This is a genomic window from Desulfatiglans sp. (assembly GCA_012513605.1).
Classification (GTDB): Bacteria; Desulfobacterota; DSM-4660; order Desulfatiglandales; family HGW-15; genus JAAZBV01.
This window is the reverse complement of sequence record JAAZBV010000115.1, coordinates 1-24,584: the sequence shown is the minus strand read 5'-3', so window position 1 is coordinate 24,584 and position 24,584 is coordinate 1. Positions and strand designations below refer to the sequence as shown.

The 24,584-nt window shown below is 44.0% G+C and carries 17 protein-coding genes; 14 read left to right on the top strand and 3 right to left on the bottom strand.

What is annotated here, in order from left to right; translation table 11 throughout:
• Positions 1-2,439, bottom strand: coding sequence for a molybdopterin-dependent oxidoreductase (locus tag GX654_15225; protein ID NLD38213.1), 2,439 nt, complete (start codon positions 2,437-2,439; stop codon positions 1-3).
• Positions 2,440-2,667: 228 nt separating this feature from the next.
• Here GX654_15225 and GX654_15220 point away from each other — a divergent pair, with 228 nt between their 5' ends.
• Positions 2,668-4,179, top strand: a complete 1,512-nt coding sequence (locus tag GX654_15220; protein ID NLD38212.1) for an aldehyde dehydrogenase — start codon at positions 2,668-2,670, stop codon at positions 4,177-4,179.
• Positions 4,180-4,482: 303 nt separating this feature from the next.
• On the opposite strand, the gene GX654_15215 is transcribed toward GX654_15220, so the two are convergent.
• Positions 4,483-5,949 (bottom strand): aldehyde dehydrogenase, encoded by a 1,467-nt coding sequence (locus tag GX654_15215; protein ID NLD38211.1) that lies wholly within the window; start codon positions 5,947-5,949, stop codon positions 4,483-4,485.
• Positions 5,950-6,237: 288 nt separating this feature from the next.
• Here GX654_15215 and GX654_15210 point away from each other — a divergent pair, with 288 nt between their 5' ends.
• From GX654_15210 to GX654_15180, 7 genes are all read left to right on the top strand, one after another.
• Positions 6,238-7,326: a hypothetical protein gene (locus tag GX654_15210; GenBank protein NLD38210.1), complete on the top strand. Its 1,089-nt coding sequence runs from the start codon at positions 6,238-6,240 to the stop codon at positions 7,324-7,326.
• Positions 7,327-7,717: 391 nt separating this feature from the next.
• Positions 7,718-8,440 (top strand): 4Fe-4S dicluster domain-containing protein, encoded by a 723-nt coding sequence (locus GX654_15205; GenBank protein ID NLD38209.1) that lies wholly within the window; start codon positions 7,718-7,720, stop codon positions 8,438-8,440.
• Positions 8,441-8,455: 15 nt separating this feature from the next.
• Complete coding sequence (locus GX654_15200) at positions 8,456-10,483, top strand: hypothetical protein (protein ID NLD38208.1); 2,028 nt, start codon at positions 8,456-8,458, stop codon at positions 10,481-10,483.
• A gap of 194 nt (positions 10,484-10,677) precedes the next feature.
• Positions 10,678-11,289 (top strand): 4Fe-4S dicluster domain-containing protein, encoded by a 612-nt coding sequence (locus tag GX654_15195; GenBank protein NLD38207.1) that lies wholly within the window; start codon positions 10,678-10,680, stop codon positions 11,287-11,289.
• Positions 11,290-11,374: 85 nt separating this feature from the next.
• A complete protein-coding gene (locus GX654_15190) occupies positions 11,375-13,510 on the top strand; it encodes a hypothetical protein (GenBank protein ID NLD38206.1) in 2,136 nt (711 codons plus the stop codon).
• Positions 13,511-13,635: 125 nt separating this feature from the next.
• Positions 13,636-14,430, top strand: a complete 795-nt coding sequence (locus tag GX654_15185) for a TIM barrel protein (protein ID NLD38205.1) — start codon at positions 13,636-13,638, stop codon at positions 14,428-14,430.
• 84 nt (positions 14,431-14,514) lie between these two features.
• Positions 14,515-16,422: a hypothetical protein gene (locus tag GX654_15180; protein ID NLD38204.1), complete on the top strand. Its 1,908-nt coding sequence runs from the start codon at positions 14,515-14,517 to the stop codon at positions 16,420-16,422.
• Between the two features lie 28 nt (positions 16,423-16,450).
• On the opposite strand, the gene GX654_15175 is transcribed toward GX654_15180, so the two are convergent.
• Entirely contained in the window at positions 16,451-17,671 is a 1,221-nt protein-coding gene (locus tag GX654_15175; GenBank protein ID NLD38203.1) for a molybdopterin molybdotransferase MoeA, read from the bottom strand.
• 120 nt (positions 17,672-17,791) lie between these two features.
• Between GX654_15175 and GX654_15170 the strand changes: the two genes are divergently transcribed.
• The 6 genes from GX654_15170 (at position 17,792) to GX654_15145 (ending at position 24,354) form a co-directional block, all read left to right on the top strand.
• Positions 17,792-18,346: a radical SAM protein gene (locus GX654_15170; protein ID NLD38202.1), complete on the top strand. Its 555-nt coding sequence runs from the start codon at positions 17,792-17,794 to the stop codon at positions 18,344-18,346.
• 37 nt (positions 18,347-18,383) lie between these two features.
• A complete protein-coding gene (locus tag GX654_15165; GenBank protein ID NLD38201.1) occupies positions 18,384-20,264 on the top strand; it encodes a formylglycine-generating enzyme family protein in 1,881 nt (626 codons plus the stop codon).
• 74 nt (positions 20,265-20,338) lie between these two features.
• A complete protein-coding gene (locus GX654_15160) occupies positions 20,339-20,725 on the top strand; it encodes a DUF1257 domain-containing protein (GenBank protein NLD38200.1) in 387 nt (128 codons plus the stop codon).
• A 71-nt stretch (positions 20,726-20,796) separates the two neighbouring features.
• Entirely contained in the window at positions 20,797-22,371 is a 1,575-nt protein-coding gene (locus GX654_15155) for an AAA family ATPase (GenBank protein ID NLD38199.1), read from the top strand.
• A gap of 1 nt (position 22,372) precedes the next feature.
• The gene (locus GX654_15150) at positions 22,373-22,588 is read left to right on the top strand and encodes a DUF2997 domain-containing protein (GenBank protein ID NLD38198.1); all 216 of its coding nucleotides are present in this window, start codon (positions 22,373-22,375) and stop codon (positions 22,586-22,588) included.
• A gap of 179 nt (positions 22,589-22,767) precedes the next feature.
• On the top strand, positions 22,768-24,354 hold the full coding sequence (locus GX654_15145) for an Hsp70 family protein (protein ID NLD38197.1): 1,587 nt from the start codon (positions 22,768-22,770) through the stop codon (positions 24,352-24,354).
• Positions 24,355-24,584: the final 230 nt, after the last annotated feature.

Below are 24,584 nucleotides of genomic sequence, written 5' to 3'. Positions count from 1 at the left end.
CTATGCCTCTCCATTCACCTTGTAAACTTTACATAAAAGATGCTTTGTGATTGTACCAAGGCCATCTTTTCCGTTTGCCCCCATGGGCATTAACTGGTTGATATTGGAATCCCACATCCCATAAAGCGAAGGTTCTGCACCCTCCTTTTCAGGAAACCACCAGCCGTGTGCAGCCATTACCATCCACCTTGGTACAATAGGTGTGACCTTTGCCTTGAGCTTGCATTTGCCCATCCAGTTTTCCACCCATACCCATTCACCGTTTTCAATACCAAGGGATTTTGCAGTATCCGGGTGGATTTCCACAACAGGATCAGGATCAGCCTCCCTTAACCATGGTATGTTCCTGTGTTCCGATAGGAAAAAGACCGGTGATCTTCTACCAGTTGATAGGATAAGTGGATATTTTTCAGCCAGGTCAGGCCTGCTTATGGGTGTAAATGGGGGTTCTTCATAGCAGGGTATGGGGTCAAGGCCCCACTCCTCCCTCAGGGTTGAATAGAGTTCAACCTTGCCTGAATGGGTCTGGAACCCGGGATTTTTATCCTGCCTTAACAGGCCCCTTTCATGTCGATGATATGGCGCGCTGGGGTTTCCATCAGGGGGTATTGACCACCCCTTTTTCTGTAACTCCTTAAATGTCATACCTGACGGCGCAAGTATCTCGTCAAACAGGTCATGAATGGTTTTCCATCTGAAGTTAGGATCAAACCTCTTTGCCATCTCAAAATTTATCTCAATAAGCGACCTGCATTCATCTACTGTCATTGCCTTATTAATGGTCTGCAAAGGCACCCACCAGCTTCTGATGCTGTCCTTTTCAAGAAATGATGTTGCAGGCAGCACAATATCAGCCATCTGGCATGTGGGTGTCATGAAGATATCGGTAACAGCCACAAAATCCAGCTTTTTAAGGGCCTCTATCCATTTTTTAGGATCATACCCTGTGCCGCCTATAAGGTTGCAGCACTGGAGCCACATACCTTTAACAGGGTAGGGCTTTTCAGTAAATATCTGCTCAAACATCTTATCGGTCTGGGTTCTCCAGATGAATTCCCTGAACGGGCCATAGTCATTATAACCTATCCGCTTTTTATCCATCTCTTTGTCTTCCAGCCTGATTACCCCTTTAGCGCCGGGCAAAGCATAGGCCACTGCATTATAGGCATATCGCGCAATCGGGTTTCCACCCGGAATATCCAGGTTCCCCATAATGCTCCATAATGAGGCAATGGCTGTGGCTGTGGGTGTTACGGCAGGTGTGGAATCAATTGCAAGGCCCCACTGGATGGATGCGGGTTTGCTCTTCGCATACAGGTGTGCCGCCTCTATTATGTCCTTCTCTTTGAGCCAGGTGATTTGAGCCACCTTTTCAACCGGGTATTCCGCTGCCCTTGCGCAGAACTTTGTCCAGACGGTTGTTGTCTTTATTTCTGCACCGGAGGCAAGGGTTATATCAAACTCACCCTCAAGAGCTGCTTCACCTACCTCAGCTTTATAGCCAGCGCATCCTGAATCCCATATCACAGTTTTACATGAGGCTTTATCCCATACCACAAAGTTTTTGGTATCGCCTTTCGGGTCAATATCTATCTCCCTTAATAACTTACCTGTGTCTTGTCTGATCAGGTGTGGTGCGTTTGTCCATTTTTTTACAAAGTCTCTGTCATAAAGCCCTTCCTTTATGACAATATTCAGAAAGCCCATTGCAAGGGCGCCGTCTGTACCTGGTCTGAGCGGGAGCCATTTATCTGACCTGGATGCAAAAAAACTCAGGCGCGGGTCTATTGTGATAACCTTGGAACCCTTTTTCATCAGGTCTGTTACCCAGTGGCCAAAGATATTGTCCGGGCATGAAGCCGGAATATTATAACCCCATATGACTATGCATTCAGGGACCGTATAGCCCGGGTCGTCATGGCCCTTTGGGAACCACTGACCGCCATCAAATATGCAGTAGTCACCTATAACTATTTCTGTGGCTGCAATCCTGGGTGAATAACAGCCATTTCCGCTCATGGCAAATGAGACATTCGGGCTGCCGAAAGCATAGGCAAGCATACATATCCAGGCCCCAACATCGCGGCCTGTGCCCATTGAAAAGGTCATGCTTTCAGGGCCGTATTCCGCCTTGATCTTATTCATCTTTTCTTCAATGTAATCAAATGCCTCATCCCAGGAGATCTCCTGCCATTTGTTTTCACCTCTCTCGCCAATGCGTTTAAGGGGCTTTGTCAGCCTCTCAGAGTGATGCACAATCTGTGTCATGGCCAGACACCTGGAGCAGAGCCTGCCTCTGTTCATGGGGTGATCCGGGTCACCTTCTATCTTTACAAGCTTATTATCCTTAATGTGGGCTATAACACCGCATCCGCCGTGGCACCCAGGTCCCCCTGACCATGTAGTGGTGCGGACCTTCTTTATTCCGTCATCAGTCATTTATTATTATTTTCCTTTCTGCTTTTTTGCTTAGCCAGTGGGTTATAACATAATATTTTTATTTTACAAAAAAAATTTACTTGTTGTATCGGAATTGATATATGGGATATATCAAAAATCCCATATGCAAAGTCAATTTTGTCTTAAAGGGAAAGCATGCCCCTGCTGGATATTAAAAGACCTGCATTTTGTTAATAAATGAAAAACAATAAAAATTAAGGAGAAAAAATGGCAGAGAAATTTTTATCAGTATCGGAATATAATTTATTGCCCAGGGTTAAGGCATTCCTTTCAAAGGAAGTTAAAAACTGCATTAATGGTAAATGGCAGAGCGCGGTGGGTGGCGAGACTTTTGAAAAAAAAGACCCTGCAACAAATGAAGTTGTTGCCCATGCATCAAAAAGCGGAATAGCTGATGTTGACATGGCTGTGACAGCGGCACGCAGGGCATTTGATGACTCTCCCTGGAAAAAGATGACCGGCGCGGAACGCCAGGATATACTCCTCAGATTTGCAGATCTTATTGATAAAAACCGTGAGGAGCTCTGTCAGATTGAGTGTATGGATCTGGGCAGGCCCGCAACTGATCCTGGACACTGTATGATGGGTATCAATTTTTCCAAATATTATGCTGGTCTTGCAACCAAGATCGCGGGTGAAACCCTTGTCCCTATGACACTTTTACCCCATGTGGATCAGGTTTTTTCATATACCCTTCGTCAGCCTGTTGGTGTTGTTGCTGCGGTTATTCCATGGAACGCACCAATGCCCATGTTTGTTAGCAAGGTTGCCCCTGCGATTGCGACCGGGTGCACAATGGTCATCAAACCTGCCTCGGATACACCCCTTATAGCAGGCAGACTCATGGAACTGTTACAGGAGGCCGGGGTGCCGGACGGGGTAGTGAATCTTCTGCAGGGGCCTGGCGGGGTAGTAGGTTCAAGGCTTGTTTCTGACCCGAGGATCAATAAAATTACATTTACCGGTTCAACAGAAGTGGGTAAAAGCATTGCCAAGGCTGCAATGGAGAACCTTACACGTATCTCCCTTGAATTGGGCGGCAAATCACCGAGCATCATATTTGATGATGCAGATATGAAATCAGCCCCTTTTGAGGCATCAATGTGTGTCTATCACAACTGCGGCCAGATCTGCGTTGCAGGTTCAAGGCTCTTTATTCAGAAAAAGCGTTTTGATGAGGTGGTAAGCGCCATCCAGCACAGGGCTGAAACCATGAAGATAGGCCCTGGCATGGACCCTGAAAATGAGATGGGGCCGCTTATAAACGCATCACAGAAGGTCAAGGTGCTCCAGTATATGCAGAAGGGTATTGATTCAGGCGCAAGGCTTGTTACAGGCGGTAAAGGCATAGACAGGCCCGGCAATTTTGTAAGACCAACCATATTTGTGGATGTTGATAAAAAGGCAGCAATCTATAGAGAAGAGATATTCGGGCCTGTACTTATAGCAACGCCTTTTAATACACTTGAAGACCTTATTCCAGAAGCCAATGACACAAACTATGGTCTGGCAGCCAATATCTGGACAAAGGATCTGAATAACGCCATCAAGACCGCTGCAGCGGTTAATGCAGGAATGATAACAATAAACGGGGCAACCCTGCCACCTGATCCAAACCTTCCCTTTGGAGGGTTCAAGCAGTCAGGCATTGGAAGAGAAAATGGTAAGTCAGCGATAGATTACCATACAGAGGTGAAGACAGTCAGTATTGTGCTGTAGGTAAAACGGCCGAGGGCGCAAGGCGCAGGGAAATATTTTATTTTTAACAGAGTATATTTCCAATATTGACAACATTGTATAGAGGAAAGTTATCACGCAAAGCCGCAAAGAACACCAAGAAAAACAGTCTTATTTTAAGTGGTTACCTTTGCGACTTTGTGTCTTTGTGTGAGATTCAGCTTTTCTATGAGACTGACAATATCCGGTTATTTTTCTGGTAAGAGTTTTGATTTTTTTTTTATGGTAAGGGCGGACCTGCGTCTCCGCCCGATAAAAAAGACCACAGAGGCATGTTTGTAGAAATTAGCCCGGCATCTGCTGCATTTTCCCGCCATGCAGGTCAATCCACACAAGTTTTTCCTGTGTAAACTCATGAATGCCCTTTACCCCGCTTACCTTTCCGAATCCGCTTTCCTTATAACCGCCCCAGGGAAGATCGGTTGATGCGGTTAATCCCTCATTTATCCATACTGTCCCCGCCTGAATCTCATTGGCAAACCTGATGCCTTTAGCCGTGTCTTTAGTGAACACTGCTGCACAGAGGCCAAAGGCATTATCATTTGCAGCCCTGATAACATCATCTTCAGAAGAGAATTTCACAATACATGCAACCGGCCCAAAAATCTCTTCACGGTATATCTTCATTTCCTGCGTTACATTGCTGAACACCGTGGGCAATATATAGTAACCCTTTTCAAGTAAAGGATCAGTCGGTCTCTTTCCGCCGAGCAAAAGGGTTGCACCCTCTTCTATGCCTGACTTGATAAGCCCTTCTACCTTATCCCTGTGTTCAGCGCTTACAACCGGCCCCATGAATGTCTTTTCATCATTGGGATTGCCTGCTGTTATCTTTTTTGATTCTTCGATGAATCTATTAATAAATTCATCATATATTTTTGCATGAACATATATTCTTCCAGGAGCCGCGCATATCATCCCTGTATTTATATACTGAGACCTTACTATTTTATCCAGTGCAACATCTAAGTCAGCATCTTCAAGAACGATATAGGGGTTTTTACCACCGAGTTCCATGCCGACTTTCTTTACTGTCCTGCTCGCATTTTCAAAAATTACCTTCCCGGTTTCACAACTGCCGGTAAAGGCAACCATGTTGACATCAGGATGTGATGACAGGGCATTGCCAACCAATCCGCCTGGTCCGGTTATTATATTTACAGTTCCTGGAGGAAGATTTACTTTAGAGATAATTTCAGCAAGCTTCAGGGCCTCAAGGGAATCAATACTTGGCGGCTTTATAATACAGGTGTTGCCTGTTGCCAGGATTCCGCCGAGTTTATCACAGATCATCATTAAGGGTGCATTCCATGGGGTGATAAGCGCAACAACTCCGACAGGCTCTTTTCTGGTGTATGTGAGGGTATTACTGGACGCCGGGATCATCTCACTCATCATAGTTCTTGCTGCTTCAGCCGCAAAATCAAGACACGAAGCAGAGGCCATTGCCATGTGAAATGCCATTTTTGCCGGAGTGCCATGATCAAGGGTATCAAGTTGTGCAAGCTCGTCTGCATTTTCCCTTATGCCCGTTGCGATTTCTTTTACGAACCTGCATCTTTCGGATATAGGGACTTTTGACCATATGGGGAAGGCCGAGCCAGCCGCTTTAACTGCCATGTTAACCTCATCTATTCCCCCGAGAGGCAGATCTGTAAATGTTTCTTCATTTGCGGGATTGATGACCGGATATCTCTTACCGGATAATGCATTAACCAGTTTTCCATTTATCAGCAATTTGAATTCCTTCATTTTCCTTCTCCTTTTATGTAAGACCACTTATCCGGTCTTTTAACTATGATCTTTTTTAAAAAAATAATTAAATTGTCTTATATCGGAATTGATATAAGCGATGTTAAAAAAGAACCCGCAGCAATGCGGGTGGTTTTTAAGGATAGCCAAAATAAACCAGATGTCTTTTCCTGTCAATTATAATTTATATCAATATTGACATATGTATAAATTTTGTAATAGAAGTGATCATTCTTAATGAGATATGGATATAAGAAGAAAAACTGAAAGAGGATGCAGGGGAGCAATATGATCGGAAAACATCTGATATACGGGGCGGTCGGATTTGTCGTGGCGCTTGTAATCACGAGTACAGTGTTTTTATATGTTCACAATAAAAGAAACTATATCGAAATAATAGCCGTTACCGGGGCAACACCCCTTGCGGTAAAAGAGGATGTTGGAAAGGGCTTTTTACTTGAAGTTGCCGGAGATACGGAAAAGGTTTACCGGTTTGACAGAGGTGCTCTTAATGCCTTTGCCTCAACATATGTCCGCACTCACGAGGTTTCTTTAGAAGGGGATTTTGAGGGGACATACAGGTACACAGGAATCCCTGTGCTTCATATACTTGAAGGTGTTGCACCAAAAAAGCCTGAAGGAGCTCCTTTTGACCGACCTCTTGATGTTGTGGTCACATTTATCTCTGAAAGCGGAGAAAGTCGTCATTTCAGCTTTGGTGAACTGACTATGACCGATGATTCTGAGCCTGTAATTCTTGCTTACAAAAGAAATGAGCTGCTCCCTGCAAAATCGCAAAATGGAGAAGAATATAAATACAATATTCATAAAGAACCCCTTAATGGTCTGCGTCTAGTATGCCCTGCTGAGCCTGACACTGCAAGATATCTCGATAATGTGATAAGGATTGTTTACAGTGATCCTGTTGTTGATAATAAAGGGTTACCTGTGATGCAGCAGGGGCTGAAATGCTCTTCAGAGGCAATCAGCATTGTCAAAAACGGAGTCAGCAATCCTTTGAGCTTTGAAGGGGTTGAAACCGCATCTATCGATGGGTGGGTCAGGACCGGGCACGGAAGAGGTTTTAAAGTAATATCGTCTGCCAGGGGATACAACATGCGTTCTCTCCTCAAAAACAATTTCCCTGAGGCAGGGCCTGAGAAATTTTTTCTCTTTGTTGCATGTGATGGATACAGAACCCTATTTTCCGGCAGAGAGATATTTAAAACAGAGGCTGGCCGACGTATGATGCTGGTAAATGAGGTTGATGGAAAACCTGTAAGGGGCGGGGCCAGCCTTGGGCCGGTAAAAGATTATTATGTTGACCGGGAGACATGGGGCCTTACGCATATCATCATGCTTGATAATATTAATTAGTCTGCTCTCCGGTAGTTAATGTGCTGAAAAAAGGCGTCATCAGAAAGAGATAAACACTTTGCCGACTGTAATAGAGCCGTGGAAACTATTCACTATGAGACTGGATATAAAAGTATATTTATTAGCATTATCTATTACAAGTATGCGTTAAAAAAAGATCTTTAGATAATTTTAAAAAATTTTTATTGACAGTTATGTCTAATCCGATATAAGGAAATTCTATTAGCTTACTACTAGGTAAAAAAGCTTAATTTGGTTGTGTTCATGTTAACATATAGCTGAAATGAGCATTTTTTAAATTTTCATGATTAATTAGTGCAATCAGTTAATAAGTTGATGGTAGCTGATTAACTGAGAATAAAAAATATTTTTACCAGAAGGAGAATTACACATGGCTGAATCTGAAAAACCCGAAGGAGATAAAAAGAAATTAAACCGTCGTGAGTTCCTGGTGGGAAGCGGGGCAGCGCTTGCAGCAGGCGCTATAGTAACAGGCATTCCTGTTGCCGCACAGGCTAAAGCCAATGACTCTTATCCGAAATCCCAAGGGTATATAGTCTATGACAGCAGGGTTTGCTGGGGGTGTCAGAGTTGTATGTTCGCATGCTCTGCGGCCCATTATGGAGAGGCTAACCCGGCATTGTCGCGAATCCAGATTATACGTGATGCCCCTTCATTTACGACCTATCCTAATGATATAGTAATGGCAGTATGCAGACAGTGTGTTACGCCTGTATGCGTTTCAAACTGTCCGACAGGTGCTGCCCATATAGATACAGAGCATGGAAACGTAAGGGTTATAGATACTGACAAATGTATCGGCTGCAAAAAATGTATCCAGATGTGTCCGCAGAGACCTCACCGGACAGTGTGGAATCCGATTATTAAGAAATCTACAAAATGTGACCTGTGTTTAGATACTCCTTTCTGGAGCAAAAAGGGCGGCCCTGCTGGAGAGCCGGCATGTGTAACAATATGTCCGGCCAAGGCTCTTAAACTGGTTCATGAGACGCCATCCCAGGAGGACACCAGAGGTTATGATGTTGATCTTGCGCCACCGATACCCAAAATGCCATCTGGCCGAGGCGCAAAAAAACCGGCGCCCAAATCATAGGAAAGGAGAAATAAAATGGCTAATGGATACACAGGAAAGATAGCACGAGTCAATCTTACGACCAAGCAGATAAGCACAATTGATACTGAAAAATATGCAGAATTTGGTGGAGGATATGGTATAGGGGCCGCCCTTTTCTGGGAGCTTTCTGTTGCACCGGGAGAATGGGACCTGAAAGACCCATATGACCCCCATCATGTATTACCTATCATGGCCGGTCCTCTTGCGGCTACTGGTGTTCCCGGTGCAGGAAGAACCAGCATCTGCGGTTTGTCGCCGGAGACATATCCTACGAGTGAATTTAATCGCGGTAATTTTGGCGGTCGTTTTGCAACCATGCTTAAGCTGGCAGGGTGGGATGGTATTGTAGTGGAAGGTATGTCAGAAAACCCTGTATGGATAAACATAATCAATGATCAGATCAAGATTGAGGATGGCAAGGAGTTATGGGGGACTGATACATGGGAAACCCAGAAGAGAATATCTGACATGGTTGGAGGGCGCACCCGTTATGGTGAGGACTGGCGCCAGATAGATAAGGATTATACAACCGGGTATCCCCAGATATTATGTATAGGGCCAGTTGGTGAAACGAGATCAAGGCTTGCGGCCCTGATTACCGGCAGCGGTGTAAGCTCCCGTGTAGGGGGTTATGGTGCGGTATTTGGAGCAAAGAAGTTGAAGGCTATTAGCGTCATAGGCACAAAAGGTATCAAAATTGCGGATGCAAAAGGTATTATGGATGCAAGACTCTGGCATATGGCTAATGGCAATGTTACATCCGGATCTTTCGGTCCGGCCAAGCCAGGATCTGCCTCATGCAATCCGTGCCTGAGGGCTGACCGCCGCAGGAACAGCATCAATGGCGGTGAAACCATGTGTGTTGATCAGTTCTGGCTTGAAACAGCGGAACCCATGGAGCAGGACCTTGCAGCCGAGACACTTATGAGATACGGAGCAAGCGCATGGGCTGCCCATTTTGTAGGGCTGTTCCTGTCTGATATTCCGAATGCCCCTGAGTTTTTCAATAAGAAGGTGCCTGTTGAGACCGGCATTGGCTGGTATATAAAATACCTGTACGATATAGGTGTACTGGGCCCTGGTAAAAAGATCGATTCTGCGCCACTCCCGATGGAAGAATGGGGAAGCCTTCAGTTTCGTAAAGCCTTTCTGGATGCAGTAGCGCGGCGGGCTGGTATCGGTGATGCACTGGCAGAAGGCGCATTTCATGCTGCGGAAAAATGGGGACGGATTGAAGAGGACCTGGAAAGCGGTGCATTACGTATGCCGGCCTGGGGTGCTGTCGGTCACTGGACACTCCCGACCGCAGAGTGGGCATACAATTACCTTCTTGGTGCAGGTGACCCAAGCTGGCACGGGCTTGTGGGTGCGGTAGGCCCTTCACAGGATGGAACGCCGATTGAGAAAAAGCTTGAGGCCCTGTCAAAAAAGACTATCCCTTACACTGATGATATATTCATGTTCAATTATGCATGGAAGGGTGATGAGGCATGGAAGACGGGCCTCTATTCGTCACACAAGGCCAAAGAGGTGGCCTTTACCCGGTATTATGCATCATTCTGGAACGAATCAATGGCATTCTGCGAGATGTTCCTGCCCTCACTTATGAATATTACGCCTGAAATAGAGATGAAATATTATAAAGCAGTCACCGGCAGGAATGATTCCTTTGAGGATACAATGCGTATCGGGCAGAAGATCTGGACAATGGAACGTGCTATCAGGGTAATGCACGGAAGAAGCAGGAAGACCGAGGTGTTTGCTCCATTCATGTACAGACCGGGAGCAGGTTGTATGACATTCTTCGGTGGAGTGCCGATATATGAAGATGGTAAATGGCGCACTGATGAGGCCCCTGATATGTATCTGGACAGGCAGGGCGTAGAAGATTTTAAGACACACTTTTACAAGCTTGAAGGCTGGGATAAAGAAAACGGCTGGCCAACAAGAAAGACGCTTGAAGGCTACGGGATGAAACATGTAGCTGACACAATGGAAAAGAAAGGAAAGCTTGGTGCATGATTTCATGATGCATTAACTTTCTTTTTTTTTAGGGCAGTATCTCCAATACTTCCCTATCTCAAGTTGGCGGGAGCATTTTATATGCTCCCGCTTAAAAAGAAACTGCAATTTTATAAATATTTTGTGTCATGTAACAATTTATTTAATTTATTATTAATCTATTTTTTTAATAGAAAACCGGAGGTCATGTTTTTATGGGAAAAAAAGAGGATAAGGAAAAAGGTGTTCGAGATGACAAGTTGTCAAGGCGTGAGTTTCTTATTACAGGAAGTTCAATAGTTGCAGGCAGCATCGTTACCGCATATCCTGCAACAAAATTGATGGCGGCTGAAGATAAATCATCTGATGTCATTCCAAAGGCAAAGGGGCATGTGGAACATGATAGCAAGCTGTGTTCAGGATGCTTAAGCTGTATGATTGCCTGCTCACTTGCCCATGAAGGCAGCGTGAGCATGTCAACATCAAGAATACAGATCAGCAGGTATGTATTTGATGATTTTCCGAATGATATCATGGGTTTTACATGTCATCAATGTGATGATCCGAAATGTGTTGAGAACTGTCCTACCGAGGCATGTCATATAGATACAAAAAATGGCAATGTCAGAGTGATAGATAAAGAAAAATGCATAGGCTGTAAGACCTGTTTTGAATCCTGTATCCTTACTCCCCATCGCCCGGTATGGGATTCTACAAATGGAAAAGCAACAAAATGCGACCTCTGTACCAATGCTCCATATAATAATAAGAGTGAACCAGCTTGTGTGGCCATATGCCCACAGAAAGCCCTTAAGTTTGTAAGCTAGGCGCAAAATTGGTAAGTTATTATCAGACAATAAAATATTTAAAATATTTAATTATAAAATTTATAATTAGATAGGAGGAAACTTTATGGCATCAGCAGGATTTACAGGGAAAATATTAAAGGTTGATCTTACCAGTAAAAAGATCGTAACAATTGATACAGCTAAATATGAAGAGTTTGGAGGCGGCTATGGAACCGCTATCGCCCTGTTTTGGGATATTTGCGTAAAACCGGGAGACTGGGATCTTCAGGATGCTTATGATCCGAGAAATATTATTACTATTATGAACGGTCAGGTTTCAGGAGCAGGGATACCCTATGCCGGAAGAACAAGCATATCCGGTTTATCACCGCAGGGATGGCCCGTCAACTGGTTTACAAGAAGCAATATCGGTGGTGATTTCGGTACAATGCTGAAATTTGCAGGCTGGGACGGTATTGTAGTTCAGGGAAGATCTGATAAACCTGTCTATATAAATATAATAAATGATAAGGTTACTATTGAGGACGCTTCAAAACTCTGGGGCCTTCATACATGGGACACACAGAAAGAGATTGTAAAGCAGCAGACCGGCAGTTCGGGAGACGGTAAGAGAGACTGGAGGGAGATAGGAGATAATTATACACTTAATAAACCAGCCATTATATGCACAGGTCAGGCAGGTGAAAATTTAAGCAGGGTTGCATCATTGCAGCATGGAGGAGGCGCTGCTGCCGGTGTGGGCGGATTTGGCGGTTTATTCGGCTCCAAAAAACTAAAAGCAATATCAGTGATCGGAACAGGCGGTTTTAAGGTCGCTGACCCAAAAATAATACTTGAAACAAGGGAATGGTATACAGCGCCTGCCGCTGGAATGGGCGGGATGGGCGGATTCGGCGGGTTCGGCGGGCCTCAACTGGCAAAAAGTTCATGCATAGGCTGCGTAAGAGGCTGCCGCTCAAGAGGACAGGCAAATTCAGAGGACAGGGATCAAGACGGGTGTATGGAAACAACGTGGGCGGATATTCACAAGCCTGCAACAAAGAATGAACATGAAGCCAAGAAGGCAAACCCTCTTCTCCAGCAATACGGATTGAACGGCTTTGACACCTGTTTCGGCGGACTGGAGTTCGGTCCTTCAGGGGATGACTTTCCGCTTGGGACACCTGAGGCATCAGGTCTTGGTTATTATATTAAGCGCCTGTATGACGCAGGGGTAATAGGACCCGGCAAATCTGTGACCGTTAATGGAAAAAAGATATCAGTTGATACGGCGCCACTGCAATGGGATAAGTATGGTACTTATGAATTTGCAGAGACTTATGTAAAGGCAATTTCAAAACGCGAAGGTTTCGGTGGACTTATCGCTGACGGCGCTGTGCGTTTTGCTGAAAAGATCGGAAGGATTGATGATTTAAACGGAATCCTGCGCTGCCCGACATGGGGCCATACAGACCACTGGTCAATGGCTGAAGTAACATGGGGTTACGGTGACCTGGTTGATTCAAGGGACATTTGCGATCATGTGCTTCAGATGGTATTTATGATGTTAGGTATGGGTGGCAGCGGTTTTGGCGGCGCTAAAAAGCAACAGAATCAGGACCCTGAAGCATTTGTAATGAACCTGACCAAGGCATTTGTTCCTTATGATGATGACCCGTTTATGTTTGATTACAGCTGGGACAATGATCAGGCTTACAAAACAGGGATTTACTCTGAACATAAGGCAAAGCTCGTAGCATGGCGTATGCATTACCATACTTATTACAAGGAATCGCTCATGTTCTGCGACTGGAACTGGGCTAAACCAACAGGTATGGGCGAAAAGGGCACTCCTTTTGGAGAGCCACGTTTATATAATGCCGTTACCGGAAAAAACCAGACCTTTTTAGAAGGGATGGAAATAGGGCGTAAGGCATGGAATTTAAAAAGGGCCATTTACGCCTTGCAGGGAAGGCACAAGGATAATGAAAAATTCGCAGGATACATGTACAAGCCTGGCGCATCGGGCGCAAGTTTTACAAACACTTTACCTGTATATGATGGCACAAAATGGGCATTTGAAAACGTTGGCAAAATGTATCTGAGCGAAAAGGGTGTGGAGACCTGGAAGACCCATTATTATAACATAGAAGGCTGGGATCCAAACAGCGGGTACCCGACACAAAAGACCCTGGAAAAGCTCGGCATGAAAGATGTGGCCAGTATCCTGAAAAAGAACAATAAACTTGGAGCAGCATAACTGTTAATGATACAGGATATTAAAAAGGTAATATTTTGAATTAATGAAAAGAGGATTCATATGCAAAGATGTATGACATTGATTCCTCTTTTCTATTATAAAAGATAATTTAACAACGATAAAAAATGATACCGAAAATAGGAATTACAACACAAATTATTAGTGAAGCAAAGTGGTATAAATGTTTAAACTCTCTTGGGTATCAGACTGTTGAAATCAACAGGCTCAGTTCCAAGCTCTTTCTTGATTTGTATTTTTTGGAAAAAGTGAAACGTTATACCAGAGGGTATGACTTAAGCATCCATTCAGGAACCAGGGGAGTTTTTCATTCCAATGCCACTTTTACAAATGCCGACCTTGCAGTTCTGACCGCAGAGCTGGAAATGTGTTCTATACTTGGTATTGAGCAGTTTGTGTTTCATCTTAATTGTGAAATGCTTACTCTTGAAAATAAGAAAAGGCTTAAAGATGTGATTGATTATGCTGCGGATTTAAATGTCATGATGATGTATGAGTCTGATTCAAATTTTATAGCCCATGATACCTATGATGTACTGGAGAGTTTCAATGATCTCGGGTATGTACTGGATATAGGACACCTTAATAACAGCAGCGGGAAGAGACTTCTTGGATGTGATATGGATGATTTTGTTCGGAATGTGAAAAGCCGGGTGGTATATATTCATGCATCCAATAACTGCGGGACAAGAGATGATCATTTTGGGTTGAATAACGGTACACTTGACTGGGAGCATATCCTTGATTCTCTTGATCTTTCAAAGGTTAATAAGATTATCATCGAAGTTAGAAATACTGCCATGGTGAAGAATAGCTTTGGTGATCTTGAGTCTTATATAATGAACAGGTTTCTGCTCAATACTTCGTATAAAGAAGGTAATTATTTGATTCAAAGTATGTGAGACACTAACACTGCCAGTCTTATCCCGGATTAAAATAAACCTTTTCAGATCATTCTGTCCCAAATGCATAAAGGAGATAAATCGATGTATGGCTGGATGGGTAAGATTCTATATGTCAATCTCACTGATTCAAAGATAAAGGTTATTGACTCAAAACCATATGTTGAAAAATATTTGGGTGGTCGTGGCGTAGGCCTGGCCCTTTACTGGGAAAATGTCAAACCGGAAACAAAGGCCTTTGACCCTGAAAACTGCCTTATCTTCACCGTGGGGCCAATTGTTGCCACAAGGGCGCAGGGCGCCACCATGACCTCTGTTGTTGGCAAGTCTCCTGCTACTGTGCCGGAAGGATACTGTTACGGCAATCTGACAGGCTATATTGGCCCGGAGTTTAAAAAGGCCGGATATGACGGCCTGTTAGTCACAGGGCGCTCCGAATACCCTGTTTACCTGCTTATAGAAGATAACAGGGTTGAGATAAAAGACGCTTCCTCTATGTGGGGATTAAACGGCTACAGGACCGGAGAATTGCTGGAACAGGCCCACGGGAAGAATACACGCTGGATTGTTATCGGCGCAGCAGGAGAAAACCTGATAAAAACAGCCCTGGCGCTTGCAACCCATGACTGTACCGTGTCAGCCGGTTTCGGGGCTGTAATGGGCTCAAAAAATCTTAAGGCCATTGCTATCCGCGGCAGTGGTAAAGTAGAAGTAGCAAATCCAAAAGGATTAACCTCCTTGAACCGCTATACCTTTAAAATCAGCAAACGCATCCGGCTGACCCATGCCCCTCATATAGAAGGCACCAGATATGAAAAGGAACTTGAAGTCATAGGCAAGGGTGGCTGCTACATGTGCGGCCTGGAATGTGTTGCAGGCATCTATCGCTATGGTAAAAAATATGTGGGGCACCGCAAGTGCGAATCCGTTGAATATTATCTCCCGTGGGCTTATGGCAAGGAGAATGAGCCGATTGAAACCCTGTTCTACGCCCCGGTAAAGGCAAATGATTATGGTTTTGATTCATGGGAGATGAACAGCATCTGTGACTGGCTCTATGACTGTTACAAGGCAGGAGCACTTAGCAAAGAAGAGGCAGGGTTGCCGCTCTCTGAACTGGGCACAGGGGAATTTCTTGATAAACTTATGGATGCTATTGCCCACAGGAAGGGTATTGGTAAACTACTGGCAGAAGGGCTCTACAGGGGCAGCGACCAGGCTCCGCCCAAAGCAAAAGCCCTGTTGCGCCGCAGTGTAGCGCCTATTGGCCAGAATGATATATTTTCTCCAAGGGCCTATCCCATTATGGCCCTGTTCTATCCACTGGAACCCAGGGTGCACCATATAAATTATCATGATATAGCCTTTGTGCATATCCCGTGGTCTCATGAGCAACGCCAGCCTGGATCAACAGGCGTAAACAATGCACTGATACGTCGCATAGCAAAAGAGATATGGAACAGCGAGGCCGCTGCTGATTTCTCAGGTTACAAAGGACAGGCCATGGCCGCAAAGACCATCCAGAATCGAACCTATATCAAGGAGAGTCTTGGTCTCTGCGACTGGGCATACCCTGTTTCATATTCCTTCGGCACCCCTGACCGCTTTGGTGATCCTGAGCTGGAAGCAAAACTATTTACAGCCATCACAGGTGTTTCCAGTGATGTGTTCGAAGAAATAGGGGAACGTATTTATAACCTTCAAAGGCTTATATTGCTTCGGGAAGGCCGCAGGACACCGGAAGACGATTACCCCATGCCGCATAACTTCACGGAGCCGCTTGAAAGCCCGACTCATACCGGAATTTTGGTGCCGGGGCCAGGGGATAGTGTCATAGATACCAGGGGGAGAGTTCTTGACCGTGAAAAGTACATGGCCATGCTTAAGGAATTTTACCAGCTCCGTGGATGGGATGAGGAAACAGGCTTACCCCTTAGAGACACACTTGATAAACTGGGTATCACGGGTTTTTCTATGGATTATGTGAAATAATTTTATAGATAGTCAAAATAAAATATTTTTATAATATCTGAGCCATAACCAGGGTATCAGCATTATAAAAGTCGATTCCCTCTGGTACCTTTACCACACATTGGGCCATAGCCATTGATTGCAGGCGGCTTTCATTTTCAAGGGGGTGGAATATCAATTCACCATCATTGGCCTGTAATGTACCGAATATAAACTGTGTCCAGTCAATACTTCGTAACCTGATATCTGATGCCAGCCTGACCATTCGGCGGGGAAGTCCGGGATTCAAGTAACCTGCCATCTTCATAAGACCTGGTAAAGTTACTTGAAGAAATCCTGTCAGGTTTGAAGGTGGCCCCCCCGGTAACACGAATGCCGGTTTATTCTCTCTCATGCCCAACCCCACTGCCTTGCCAGGCCCCATTCGTATCCTGTTAAAAATAAATTTCCAGCCAAGTTGCCCGAGGATCTTGTGTACCATATCCCTGTCGCCGGTCCATGCCCCGCCGCTTGTAATTATTACATCGGCGATATTATATAATGATTCAAGCGCGGCTGATATCTCTTCTGCATCATCTTTTACCACTATGGAGTGAGTCATCATCCCATACCTGCGGCACCATGCAACAAGTGTTGCCATGTTGCTGGCATAAACCTTTCCCTCTGACATGGGATGCCCGGGTGCAATCACCTCATCTCCGGTGGAAACAACAGCCACCACAGGATTACGCACTAAAGAAACCTTACCATGTCCGCCCGCAGCGATCTGACCTATATCAGTAGGCGAAAGCGGCATCCCTTTTTTTGCAACACATTGACCTTTGTAAACATCAGTACCGCGGTCAAGAATATTTCGGCCCTTTTCAGCGTAATTGAAGACGCTGACAGCCTCGCCTTCATCCTTTGTGAACTCCTCACTGACCACTGCATCTGCACCCGGTGGTATCGCAGCGCCTGTCATTACCCTTACTGCGTGGCCTGCGGTTACATGAACATTTTCCATTGAGCCTGCCGCACGGTAACCGGCCAGTTTAAGTATAACCGGTTCTAATATTGAAGCATGGCTGATATCAGAGGCCACGACTGCATACCCATCTTTTAATGAGGCTGCTACAGAGGGTGAATCTACAAGGCTGTATATATCCGAAGAGGTCACTCTACCAACGGCCTCTGTAAGATCAACGGATTCAGAGTCAAGATGATCAAGGTTCTCAAGGGTAAGATTCAAAGCCTCATTTAAACCGATCTCAAAATTTATGTTATTTGTCATATCATCAGATATTAGAAAAAAAGACTTTTTGTCAAGAAATATTCAATACTCAGATAGAAGGTGAAAAAAGTTATCCCGTGTGATATATGGATAACTATGCACAAGGCGTATGAAAACATAATGCTAATACACAGCCGGTTAAAAAAAAGCCGGTCAAATGGCCCCGGTAATCGGGCGATTATATGGATGCAGGGCTGTCCTTTTAACTGCCCGGGCTGTTTTAATCCGGGGCTTAAGGATTATAATGGCGGTAATGATGTGCCGGTAGAAGAACTGGTTGAATGGGTTGTTTCCATTAAAGGAATAGATGGAATTTCCATAAGTGGCGGGGAGCCGACAGAGCAGCTTAAACCTCTTAACAGGTTTATAGCTGCTATAAAAGAAAAAACAAATTTATCTATATTATTGTTTTCCGGCAGGACTGAAAAAGATATTTTAAAGCTTGCAGGCGGTAGAGAGTTAATAGCCGTGTTAGATATTCTTATTGAAGGATTATACATTAGAGAACTTTCCAATTCGCCTGGCATATGGCCGTCATCTGAAAATCAGAAAATAAGGGTTATGAGTAAAAGATATACTGAAGATGATTTTTTAAATCTGCCTGAAACTGAAATAATTATTACAGAACAGGGTGAGGTTATTGAGAGCGGGCTTGGCGTTATGAATATTTATTAGCTTTGAGCTTTAAACCTTCACCTTTGAGTTTTTTATTATGCTGAACAAAATTCCATGGTATTACATAAATCCCAAAGACGGTACAGAAATGGTTCTGGTACCCGGCGGGTGGTTCTGGATGGGATCTGATAACACGGATTCTGATGCGGATTATAACGAAAAACCCCGCCACCTTCACTGGCTTGATCCATTTTACATCAGCATAGCCTGTGTTACAGTAAAGCAGTTCAATCAATTTGTAGAAAAAACGGGATATAAGGTCAAAGATTATCCAGGTTCTGGAAATAAATATGATCAGAATCTGGGAAGATATAATAGAGATACATCTGACCATCCCGTAAGAGATGTCAACTGGTATGATGCAAAGGCATATTGTGAATGGGCCAGTTTAAGGCTCCCATCTGAGGCAGAATGGGAATTATGTGCAAGGGGTTATGGTGCCTTTAAATACCCATGGGGTAATGACTGGGAAAATGGCCACAGGTTTGGCTTTGACAATATAAGAGGGCCAAATGGGGATACATCCCCGGTGTATGATCATCCGGAAGACGCAAGCGCCTTGGGTACCTTTCAGCAGAGTGGAAACATATGGGAGTGGTGTGAAGATAATTATGAAAGCGATGCTTATAAAAGATATGCTGAAGGTGATTTTAAACCTCCTTTAGAATCGGGCTGTCGGGTTCTTCGCGGAGGTTCCTGGAGCATCAATTACCCCAGGAGACTTCCGCGGCGTCAGCCGGAGTTGCCTCAGCCCGAAAGACTGGATTTCATTATAGGGTTTCGTTTAGCCTTAACAATTGGAGCACATAATGCGCCTGCACACCTGAATGGAAATGCTGTGAACCATCTTACAAAAGCGAACCCTGAATCAGAACCCGCTTTCTGTGATGACAATGTAAACCGGCAGCATGATAATCCTTCAGAGCGGGCGCTTTTTTATTTTATGGCGGATGATCTTGAGGCTTATCATGATATTGATTTTGAGCAGTCCTATCTCAGGCACTGGTATGAAAACGGATCCGATGAGCTTAAAAAGGCGATAGGTTCCAGAATAATAAAAAGCGGCGATACAAGGCTGTTGGCTGTCTTTAAAACTAACAGGGGCGGCAGAAAAGATACTTTTGATGAAAAAGATATAGATATCCAGTTTGAAGTCCTGTCAAAAAATAAGGAATATTCCCAGGTTTTTAATCTGCTGCCCCAGGCGACCTATGATCAGGGTAAACGTATTATTGACACTATAAAGCAGTCTGGCTGGGAAAATCCAAATACCATTGGAAGGGAGCTCCAGAAGCGGCTTGAAACAGTCCTTTCTGAAAAAGAGATAAACCAGGATTTACCATCGTCCTATGCTATGTCTGTTTTTAAGGATTTCAGGCCTATGTTTATGGGGTGTCAGACAGTACCCGATGATGAAGAAACGCTTATATCATGGCTCGGAGACGAATGGGATTTCCGAAAGCGCAGTGCTGCACTCATTACTTTGGTAGAAAGAGGATATAAGCAACTGTCTGAAGCTGTCAACAATGCATGTGCTGACCCGTACTGGCAGGCTCGCATGGCAGCGGCAGGGGCAGAGCTTTTAAAACCCGGGAGCCTGAGCCCTGCTAACAGAGTTTTTCTGGAACAGGATCATGTATACTGGGTGAGGGCATTGCTTAATATGCCTAAATCCGGGCGATTAGTGAACCTTGGACCTCAGGGGCTTGAAGTGTTAAAAATGGTAGGTATAAGGCGTGACCCTGAAAATAGACCGGATGGCCCGGATGATTTTATTGAGTTGATTAAAAGATTTATACCTGAGTCTGAAAAGGCGTATTTGTTGACACTGGGTGAGTTTCTTGGCACAGACAGTACATGGAGTGAGGATGAGGCCTATGATGCCGGTGACACGGATGTGGAGATTGAGTTTGAGTAGAAGAAAAAACAGAACCGCAAAGACGCAAAGGACGCTAAGAAAAACGAATACATTTTAATAACTGGAGAAAGATAGTGTCTCATTTTACAAAGATAAAAACTCGCCTGATAAAAAAGGAGCACCTTATTATGGCCTTACAGGACCTCGGCTATGAGGTTAATGAAGGCAAGGTGCAGATAAGAGGCTATGAAGGCCAGGAAACGGAAGTGGATATTATGATCCCTACTAAAAACCGAGGTTATGACCTTGGTTTTAAAAAGGAAGGCGATGCATATGAACTGGTTGCTGACTGGTATGGTATTCAGGATATAAAACCTGAGTCATTTCTTAAACATGTCCAGCAGAAATATGCATATCATGCGGTAAAAGAGCGTATGGAAGAGCAGGGGTTTGAACTGGTGGAAGAAGAAAATGAAGAGGATAATACAATTCATATGACCCTCAGGAGAGCAGTGTATTAAGTTTTTAACCTTGAACCCAAAACCCTGAACCAGGAACCGGTTTTATATGGAAAGGAGCTACCATGCAGGAAATGCTTACGCAGTTTCAACAGGAGCTTATACTGTATTTTAAGGCCAGATTTACTTTGATCTATGTTGTTACATCTGAAGAAGAACGTCTACTAAAAGAGATTGCAGGGGCATGTGAAAACCTCGGCAAACCGGCCTATTCATGGGATGTTGCAGACAGCTTTGTACCCCTCACAGAATCAGCAGACAAGGTTGACCGCCCTGCAAAAGATCCCTTAAGCGCCCTGGACATGATCCTTAAAATAGACCAGGATGCTGTTTTTGTGCTTAAGGATTTTCACGGGTTATGGGACAAGAACCATCAGATAACACGCAAAATAAAAAACCTGGCCCAGAACCTGAAGCAGACCAGGAAAAATATTATTGTTACATCCCATGTTGCCAGGGTTCCTGATGAACTGAGTGACCAGGTTTATACAATTGACTATACGCCCCCTGATTATGACGGCATTAAACAGATACTTGACGGCTTTGCAAACATACCCAATATAAAATTAAACCTTACCGACCTTGGAAAAGACCGATTGATACACAGCGCCCTTGGTCTTACGGCTAACCAGGCACAGCGGGTATTTGCAAAGGCCATTGTTAAAAAAGGGGGTTTGGATGAGCAGGATATTGATCTTGTTACCCATGAAAAAAAGGCCATTATAAGAGAAAGCGGCGCGTTAGAGTTTTATTCTGCAACAGAAAACATAAACCAGGTGGGCGGGCTCGATGTGCTTAAGGATTGGCTCAGGTCAAGGGGAAATTGTTTTTCATCAAGCGCTTCCGACTATGGGCTAACTCCCCCAAAAGGGCTTCTTTTAATAGGTGTACCAGGGACCGGAAAAAGTTTAACCGCCAAGGTGGTATCAGGCCTCTGGCATCAGCCCCTTATCCGGCTTGATATGGGGGCTGTGTTTGGAAGCCTTGTCGGACAAAGCGAAGAAAATATCAGGAAGGCCCTTAAACTGGCAGAGACTGTAAGCCCATGTGTGCTCTGGATAGATGAGGTTGAAAAGGGGCTCTCTGACTCTGGAGGTGATTCAGGAACAAGCTCAAGGGTCTTCGGTACACTGCTTTCATGGATGGTTGAAAAAAAGAAACCTGTGTTTGTTGTATGCACAGCAAATAATATCTCAAGGATTCCACCTGAATTTTCCAGGGCAGGCAGGTTTGATGCTATATTCTTTCTTGATCTTCCTACCTTTAAAGAAAGAAAAGAGATCTTTCAGGTACATCTGCTTAAAAAAAGACCAGTGATAGATCATTATGATCTGGACCAACTGGCGAGGGAAAGTGAGGGTTATGTAGGCTCAGAGATTGAGCAGGCGGTTATTGCCGCGATGGTAAGGGCCTTTAATGATGGAAAGCGTGAGTTCACTACCGAAGATATTCTGCATGTACTTAAGACAAGGGAAGAGGTTGTGCCTATAAGTATAAGCCAAAAGGATAATATCCGCCATCTCAGAAGATGGCTGGAAGAGGGGCGTGCACGATCCGCATCATTTCGTGAAACATCATCCGCGTTAAAGGAACAGGTGAAGGTGCCTGATTTTATGACTACACCTTCGATTGAAATAGAGGGTAAATAAAATGAATATTGAAGAGATTGAGGTCTTTATTGATGCGAGCGGTGAGGTTAAATATGAAGTTCGAGGCATTAAAGGAAAAAAATGCCTTGATTTAACTGAAGACCTTGAAATGGACCTTGGCGGAAACATCCTGTTAAGAGAAGAGACATCAGAAATGCATGAGCAGGAAGCCGGGCAGGAGATCAATGTTGATGAGGAAATTAAAATAAAAAATTAAAAGCCAAAAAACATATCTCTCACAGAGCCCACAAAGAACACAGAGAAAGATAAAGGCAAAAAACGATTTATTGTTTAAAAAAATAAAATATTTTCTTCGTGTCCTTCGTGTTTTTCGTGGTGAAATTTATGTTTTTACGAGTGACACAGGATATTATGAGTAGCAGTCGTTATCAAAAAATGGCAATTGATTTTGGAACCTCAAACACTGTTGTTGCGTTCTGGAATGAAGAAAAACATGATGTTGACCTCCATGCCGTTGAAGATGTATCCCTGCCTTTCTTTTTTGAACAGGATGGCCTGAACATAGAGATACCCTATATCCCTTCCATGATCTGTTACAGGGATAAAAATACAAGCTTTATAGGCGCCCAGGTTATTGATAAAATGCTTGAAAAAAGCAAGGGCTCATTCAGGTGGCTTAAGGCTTTTGTTCAGTCCAGGAGAAAAATAAATTATCCCCTTCCTGACGGGACTACAATGGATTACTTTACAGCAGGCCGTGATTTCCTTGAGAAGATACTGTTTTTTGCAGAAAAGACCGGGTGTATTGATCTGGCATCAGGTGAAGTGGTCTTTACGGTGCCAGTGGAATCCTTTGAACATTATACTGACTGGCTCTCTTCCACATGCCGTGACCTTGGAATAAAAAGATATAGGTTTCTGGATGAATCAAGCGCCTGTGTATTCGGGTACGATACGCAACTTCAAAAGGGTGACGTTTATCTTATTTTTGATTTTGGCGGCGGTACGCTGGATGTATCTGTTATAAAAATAGAAGAACAGGTTGACCTCGGTATCGGCTGCAGGGTAATGGGAAAGGCCGGGTGCAGAATCGGAGGGCGAACAATAGATGGCTGGCTCTATGGAGATATACTGAAACGCGCTGATATGAATGTACTGGATGCAAGAGAAGCAAGCGCCCTTTTTATGAGGGGTGTGGAAGAAATAAAAGAAAGCCTTACAAGAAATGACGAATACACCTATGACATAACCCACGAATTATCAGGACTCAGGCTCAAAGGAAAATACAAACGAAGCGAACTTGAAGACCTCCTTGAAGAAAACGGCCTTTACCATAATGTCCAGGAAACCGTTGACAGGGCGTTAAAGCATGCCTATGAAAAAGGGATTGAGAAGTCTTCAATAAAAGAGGTCTTGCTGGTTGGCGGAACGAGCATGATTCCAAGTATCCGCAGACAGGTCCGAACACTGTTTGGAGACAGAACAAAATATTTCAGGCCATATGATGCTGTTGCCAGAGGCGCATGCAGGTTTTTAAGCAGTGACATGGAAAATTTATATGACCATATACAGCACGATTATGCGATAAAAAGCTATAATCGAAAAACAGGAACTCACGAGTTTTTACCCTTGATACAAAGGGGAACACAGTTTCCAACTGAAGCAGAATTTAAAAAGATGACCATGAAGGCCACAAGGGATGGCCAGCGCTTTTTTGGAATAGATATCTTTGAAATAGCAGAAAAGGTCAGTACTACAAATTGTGCTGGTGAAATTGTCTATGACATGAACGGTTGCGCTGTATTTGATAATAGCAATAACAGGTCCGGCGAATCCAATGAGTTCTGGATGAATGAAAACAACCCTACCTTCATAGAGGCATCACCTCCTGGTGAAAAGGGGGTAAAAAGATTTTCTGTAGGCTTTAGAGTAGACCCTAATAAGGCCTTGAGGGTAACAGTCAGAGATATTTTTACGCAAAAACTCCTTTATGATGATTACCCGGTTGTCAGGTTGAGGTAAGATATCTTTGCCTGACCGATTATATAGGGTAGTACCTCCAATACTTCTCTATCTCAAGTTGGCAGGAGCAATAATATGTTAATGTTTTTTAATATATATTACTAATCATTGCTGTCCAAGATAAATGAAAATTTGATATTGCATCAAGTAAAAACAAGTAGTTAAGTTAACAAAACGGCGTATTCAAAAAACAGGTTATTGCCAGCAGTGCTGTCCAAGAATCAAAATGG

Bases quoted from the DNA above. Each gene is read 5' to 3' on its own strand.
- GX654_15190 (NLD38206.1), top strand. From the start codon at position 11,375: ATGGCATCAGCAGGATTTACAGGGAAAATATTAAAGGTTGATCTTACC.
- GX654_15195 (NLD38207.1), top strand. From the start codon at position 10,678: ATGGGAAAAAAAGAGGATAAGGAAAAAGGTGTTCGAGATGACAAGTTG.
- GX654_15225 (NLD38213.1), bottom strand. From the start codon at position 2,439: ATGACTGATGACGGAATAAAGAAGGTCCGCACCACTACATGGTCAGGG.
- GX654_15175 (NLD38203.1), bottom strand. From the start codon at position 17,671: ATGACAAATAACATAAATTTTGAGATCGGTTTAAATGAGGCTTTGAAT.
- GX654_15170 (NLD38202.1), top strand. From the start codon at position 17,792: ATGCTAATACACAGCCGGTTAAAAAAAAGCCGGTCAAATGGCCCCGGT.
- GX654_15185 (NLD38205.1), top strand. From the start codon at position 13,636: ATGATACCGAAAATAGGAATTACAACACAAATTATTAGTGAAGCAAAG.
- GX654_15150 (NLD38198.1), top strand. From the start codon at position 22,373: ATGAATATTGAAGAGATTGAGGTCTTTATTGATGCGAGCGGTGAGGTT.
- GX654_15145 (NLD38197.1), top strand. From the start codon at position 22,768: ATGGCAATTGATTTTGGAACCTCAAACACTGTTGTTGCGTTCTGGAAT.
- GX654_15215 (NLD38211.1), bottom strand. From the start codon at position 5,949: ATGAAGGAATTCAAATTGCTGATAAATGGAAAACTGGTTAATGCATTA.
- GX654_15200 (NLD38208.1), top strand. From the start codon at position 8,456: ATGGCTAATGGATACACAGGAAAGATAGCACGAGTCAATCTTACGACC.
- GX654_15155 (NLD38199.1), top strand. From the start codon at position 20,797: ATGCTTACGCAGTTTCAACAGGAGCTTATACTGTATTTTAAGGCCAGA.
- GX654_15210 (NLD38210.1), top strand. From the start codon at position 6,238: ATGATCGGAAAACATCTGATATACGGGGCGGTCGGATTTGTCGTGGCG.
- GX654_15220 (NLD38212.1), top strand. From the start codon at position 2,668: ATGGCAGAGAAATTTTTATCAGTATCGGAATATAATTTATTGCCCAGG.
- GX654_15205 (NLD38209.1), top strand. From the start codon at position 7,718: ATGGCTGAATCTGAAAAACCCGAAGGAGATAAAAAGAAATTAAACCGT.
- GX654_15165 (NLD38201.1), top strand. From the start codon at position 18,384: ATGCTGAACAAAATTCCATGGTATTACATAAATCCCAAAGACGGTACA.
- GX654_15180 (NLD38204.1), top strand. From the start codon at position 14,515: ATGTATGGCTGGATGGGTAAGATTCTATATGTCAATCTCACTGATTCA.